Below are 4,957 nucleotides of genomic sequence, written 5' to 3' on the forward strand. Positions count from 1 at the left end.
GCGAGCGGTTTAGTCCTCTAGCCGATACCGGACGGCAGCCTAGCATTGGCGGGTTGGGCGCCGTCGCGTGGGATTGTGCTGGAGGGGCTGCTGTCAACGTGGTGGTACCCGTCAAAATCCCTGGCAAGCGCCTATTTTCTTTAGCAATCGCTTTGAATCCCTTTAAAAGCGCTATGGCCCAGGCATTCCGTGCCATGGATTCTTTCAGGGTGACCCGCGCCGCACTTCGCAGCAGCAGGTCGGCCCCATAGGTGACGTTCGGGGCAGGGCATGGCCTCTTTGGCCTGCCGCAGGCCCCACTGGCGGCCAGGGGGCCTGCTCCTCTTATTCCAGCGTCAGCCGCTGGGTGTCAACCACGCGCTTGTACACGTCGAACTCGGCGCGGATCTGTGCGCTGAACTGCTCGGGGGTGTTCAGGATCAGCTGCGAGCCCGTGTCCTCGATGCGCTTTTTCACGTCGGGTTTGTCGGCGGCCTGCCGCACGGCGGCCGCCACCTTGTCCACCACGGCCTTGGGCAGGCCTTTGGGGCCGACGATGCCGTAGTAGGCCATGCGGTTCACCGGCTCCAGGCCAACCTCCTTGAAGGTGGGCACCCCGGGCAATTGGGGCAGGCGCTGCGGGGCCGCCACCACGATGGGCACCAGCCGGCCGGACTGAATGAAGGGCAAGGCCGATGGCAGGTTGTCGAACACGATGGGCACTTGGCCCGCCACGGTGTCGTTCAAGGCCGGGCCCGAACCCCGGTAGGGGATGTGCGTGATGAAGGCGCTCGACAGGCTCTTGAACAGTTCCATCTGCATGTGGCCGATGGAACCCGTGCCGGCCGTGGCGTAGCTGTGCTTGCCGGGCTGGGTCTTGAGCAGTTGCACAAAGGCCTTGTAGTCCTTCACCCCAAAACCCGGGTGCACGGCAATCACGTTGGGCGTGGCGGCGATGTTGATGATGGGCATGAAGTCCGCCAGCGGGTCGTAGCCGATCTTGGGGTTGATGGCCGGGCCCGCCGCCGTGGTGGACACGGTGGCCATGCCCAGGGTGTGGCCGTCGGCCGCCTGGCGTGCCAGCTCCTGCGTGCCCAGGGCGCCGCCGGCCCCGCCCTTGTTGTCCACCACCATGGGCTGGCCCAGGGCTGCGCCTGCGCCTGTGGCCACCACGCGGGCAATGATGTCGGTGGTGCCGCCGGCCGCAAACGGCACGATCAGGCGCACGGGCTTGGCGGGATACGCCGGCTGGGCCTGGGCATGGGGCGCGGCTGCCAGGCAGACCAGGGCCGCAGCTGCTGCGGCCATGCGGCGGGCCAGAAAAGGGGTTGGGGGCAATGAATAAGCCATGGTGTCGTGTCTCCGGGGTTGTTGTCAGGCGGGGGTGAATGGGTTGGGGCGCGGCAGCGGCCAGAGCGCTTGCCGGTCCATAAGGTGCTGCGGCCCCAGGTCTGCACAGGCGGTGGCGCCCAGCATGGCCAGGTTGCGGTCCACCTCGGCACGCAGCAGGCCGATGGCCGCGCCAACGCCGGCCTCGCCGTCCACCGCTGCGGCATAGTTGAAGGGGCGGCCCACAAACACGGTCTGCGCGCCCAGCGCCAGGGCCTTGACCACGTCGGTGCCACGGCGGATGCCTCCGTCCAGCATCACCGTCATGGCGCCGCCGGCCTGCTCGGCAATGGCGGGCAGCACCCGCAGCGGCGCCACGGCGCCGTCGAGCTGGCGGCCGCCGTGGTTGCTGACGATGATGCCGTCCACCCCGTGCTGGCGCGCCAGGGCTGCATCGTGCGGGCTCAGGATGCCTTTGACCACCAGGGGGCCACGCCACAGGCGCCGGATGCGGGCGATGTGGCTCCAGTCGAAGTGGTCGCGCTCGGCAAAGTCGCGCTGCACGCGCGATGACAGGATGGGCGCGCCCCGCTCGGCAAACGAGTTTTCGAAATGCGGCATGCCATGGCGCGCCAGCGTGCGCAGCAGCGTGCCCGCCAGCCAGCGTGGGCGCACCATGCCGTCCCACGCCAGGCGCAGGCCGGGGCGCAGGGGGGTGGAGAAGCCCGCGCGGATGTTGTTCTCGCGGTTGCCGGCCACGGGGATGTCCACCGTGACCACCAGGGTCTGCACACCCGCCGCCGCCACGCGCTGCAGCAGTGCGTCGATGCGCTCGGGTGTGCCGGGCAGGTAGGCCTGGAACCAGGTGCCGGGGGCGGCGTCCATCACCTCTTCCAGGCGGATCAGCGAGCTGCCGCTGAGCACGGCGGGCACCCGCGCTGCCGCGGCAGCCCGCGCCAGCACCACGTCGCCCCGGTAGGCCGACAGCGCCGCAATGCCCATGGGCGCTACGCCAAAGGGGCTGGCGTAGCGCGTGCCGAACAGCGTCACCCCTTGCTGGCGCTGCGCCACGTTGCACAGCACGCGCGGCACCAGCGCCAGCTCGTCAAAGGCGCGCCGGTTGTCGGCCAGCGCGCGGTTGTCCTCGGCCGCGCCGGCCACATAGCCAAAGATGGGCCGTGGCAGCACGCGGCGGGCGGCGGCTTCGAAATCATCGAGCGAAAGCAGGTTGCGGGTGCGCCCACTACGGCGCGCGCCGTCAAAAGCCTGCCAGGCGTTGAGGGCGGGCTCGGTGGCAGCGGCAGAAGAGGAGGGGGAGGGCACGGCGCGGTTCCAGTTGGAAGAGGGAAGGGCAGTGTCTGGAAAACATGGAACTCAAGAAAGCGAATTTATTAATATTCACTTATTCGCTAAATTGAAACAATCAGGCCATGACCCTCAAACAGCTTGAAGCCTTCTACTGGGCCGCCACCTGCAGCAGCTTTGCCATGGCGGCCGAGCGGGTGCACCTGTCGGTGTCGTCCCTGTCCAAGCGCATCGCCGAGCTGGAGGCATCGCTGGGGCAGGTGCTGTTTGACCGGGGTGGGCACCGCGCGGCGCTGACCGAAGCCGGCACGCGCCTGCTGCCGCTGGCGGGTGCGCTGCTGCAGCAGGCCGACCGTGTGCACCAGGAAATGGGCCACACCGCCGGCCTGCGCGGCCCCTGCCGCCTGGGCGTGGGCGAGCTCACGGCCCTGACCTGGCTGCCACGCCTGGTGGCGGCCATTGCCAGCGCCCACCCGGCGCTGGAGGTGAGCGTGCATGTGGACGTGGGCGCAGCCCTGGCCGAGCGGCTGGACAAGGGCGAGCTGGATGTGGCCGTGATTGCCGGCCCCGCCAGCCGAAGTGCCCTCACCTCGGTGCCGCTCTCGCAGGCCCGGTTCACCTGGTGTGCCAGCCCTGGCGTGGCCGCCGGCCTGCCCGCTATGGATGCCGATGCACTGCGGGCCCATCCGCTGGTGACGCTGCCCCAGGGCTCTGGCGTGACCCACCTGATGGACGACTGGCTGCGGCTGGCGGGCGCACAGCCCGCGCGCCGCCTGGTCTGCAACCACTGGGGTGCCATCGTGGGGCTGCTGGCGCACGGCAGCGGCATTGGCCTGCTGCCCGAGGGCTGGGCGCAGGCGCTGTGTGCCCGTGGCGTGCTGCAGGCACTGCCCAGCCCCGTGCCCCCGGGGCTGCTGGCCTACGCGCTGCACAGCCGGCGCGATGACCTGCGGCCGCTGGTGGGCGCGCTGCGCGGCCTGGCGGCGCAGCACGCGGACTTCACGGTGGCGAGCAGCGCGTTCTGAAGGGGCGACCAGCGGCGCACCGCTCGCACTGGCAACCCCCTGCTTTAGAGCGTGCGCCGTTCCAGCGGGAAAAATGTGTCTGTTTTGTAAAGAGTTTCTCTATGGGACGAACCGATTGACAGACCTTTCACGGTGAGCCACATTGAATACGTAACAGAATATTTTTTCTGTATCCATCATCCCAACCCACAGGTTGCCAGCATGAACCAGCTCAAGATCTCCACGCGGATCGCCATTCTGATTGCTTTCATGGCGTTGATCACATTTGGCATCGGATGGATGGGGCTCAACGCGGCAAGCCTCTCCAACAATGCATTGCGGAGCACCTACAACGATCAGATGGTGCCGGTGGGTGATGTGTCGACCATCCAGCGGCTGGTGGTGACCAATCTTCTCGATACCTCCCTGGTCTTCATGGTCCCCAAGCCTGAGTTTGTGGATGGACAGATCGCCAAGATCGAGCAACGGATCGGGGAAGTGACTGCTTTGTGGAAGAAATACCTCGCCACCAACCTCGCGGACGAGGAAAAGAAGCTGGCATCCCAGTTTGAAAAGTCCCGCGGCATCTTTGTGAATGAAGGGCTGCGGCCCTTGCTGGCCGAAATGAAGGCGGGCAACATGGATTCGGCGCGCGACATGGCCATGAAGAAAGTCGCACCGCTCTTTCAACAAGCCATGAAGGACTCGGATGCCCTGATCAAGTTCCAGTACACGCTGGCGACGAATAATTTTGAAGAGTCGAATGCCATCTTTGAGAACCGGCGCAATCTCTCCATTGCCGCGCTGGTGCTTTCCGCCTTGGCCGCCGCTATTTTTGGCTGGTTCCTGATCCGGGGTATCAAGCAGTCGATCGATCAGGCCGTGGTGGTTTCGCGGGCCGTGGCCAGCGGCGACCTGACCAAGAGCATCGACTCCGTGGGCAAGGACGAGGTGTCCGAGGTGTTAAAAGCGCTGGCCGAGATGCAGGGCAACCTCACGCAGATTGTGTCGCGCGTGCGCCTGGGGGCCGATGCGGTCTCCACCGCCAGCGCCGAGATTGCACAGGGCAACCACGACCTGTCCGCCCGCACCGAAAGCCAGGCCAGCTCGCTTGAAGAAACGGCGGCCAGCATGGAGGAGCTCAGCTCCACTGTGCGCCTGAACGCCGACAACGCCCAGGCCGGCAACCAGTTGGCGCAAAGTGCGTCGAGCGTGGCGGTCCAGGGGGGCGAGGTGGTGTCACAGGTGGTGGACACCATGAAGGGCATCAACGACAGCTCGCGCAAGATCGCAGACATCATCTCGGTGATCGACGGCATTGCGTTCCAGACCAACATCCT

At 66.7% G+C, this 4,957-nt stretch carries 4 protein-coding genes; 2 read left to right on the forward strand and 2 right to left on the reverse strand.

The window, feature by feature from the left end:
• Positions 1–324 precede the first annotated feature (324 nt).
• Together DBV10_RS21725 and DBV10_RS21730 are read right to left on the reverse strand one after the other, a co-directional pair.
• On the reverse strand, positions 325–1,287 hold the full coding sequence (locus DBV10_RS21725; RefSeq protein ID WP_124515636.1) for a tripartite tricarboxylate transporter substrate binding protein BugE: 963 nt from the start codon (positions 1,285–1,287) through the stop codon (positions 325–327).
• Between the two features lie 66 nt (positions 1,288–1,353).
• Positions 1,354–2,631, reverse strand: a complete 1,278-nt coding sequence (locus DBV10_RS21730; protein WP_199740223.1) for an alpha-hydroxy acid oxidase — start codon at positions 2,629–2,631, stop codon at positions 1,354–1,356.
• 107 nt (positions 2,632–2,738) lie between these two features.
• Here DBV10_RS21730 and DBV10_RS21735 point away from each other — a divergent pair, with 107 nt between their 5' ends.
• Positions 2,739–3,638 carry a LysR family transcriptional regulator gene (locus tag DBV10_RS21735; RefSeq protein ID WP_124515635.1) on the forward strand — a complete coding sequence of 300 codons (900 nt, stop codon included), beginning with the start codon at positions 2,739–2,741 and terminating at the stop codon, positions 3,636–3,638.
• 132 nt (positions 3,639–3,770) lie between these two features.
• The coding region (locus DBV10_RS23345; RefSeq protein ID WP_305010808.1) for a Tar ligand binding domain-containing protein at positions 3,771–4,957 on the forward strand (1,187 nt) is incomplete at its 3' end.

This window comes from Acidovorax sp. FJL06, assembly GCF_003852545.1.
In the GTDB taxonomy this organism is placed as follows: Bacteria; Pseudomonadota; Gammaproteobacteria; order Burkholderiales; family Burkholderiaceae_C; genus Acidovorax.

Bases quoted from the DNA above. Each gene is read 5' to 3' on its own strand.
- DBV10_RS21725 (WP_124515636.1), bottom strand. From the start codon at position 1,287: ATGGCCGCAGCAGCTGCGGCCCTGGTCTGCCTGGCAGCCGCGCCCCAT.
- DBV10_RS21735 (WP_124515635.1), top strand. From the start codon at position 2,739: ATGACCCTCAAACAGCTTGAAGCCTTCTACTGGGCCGCCACCTGCAGC.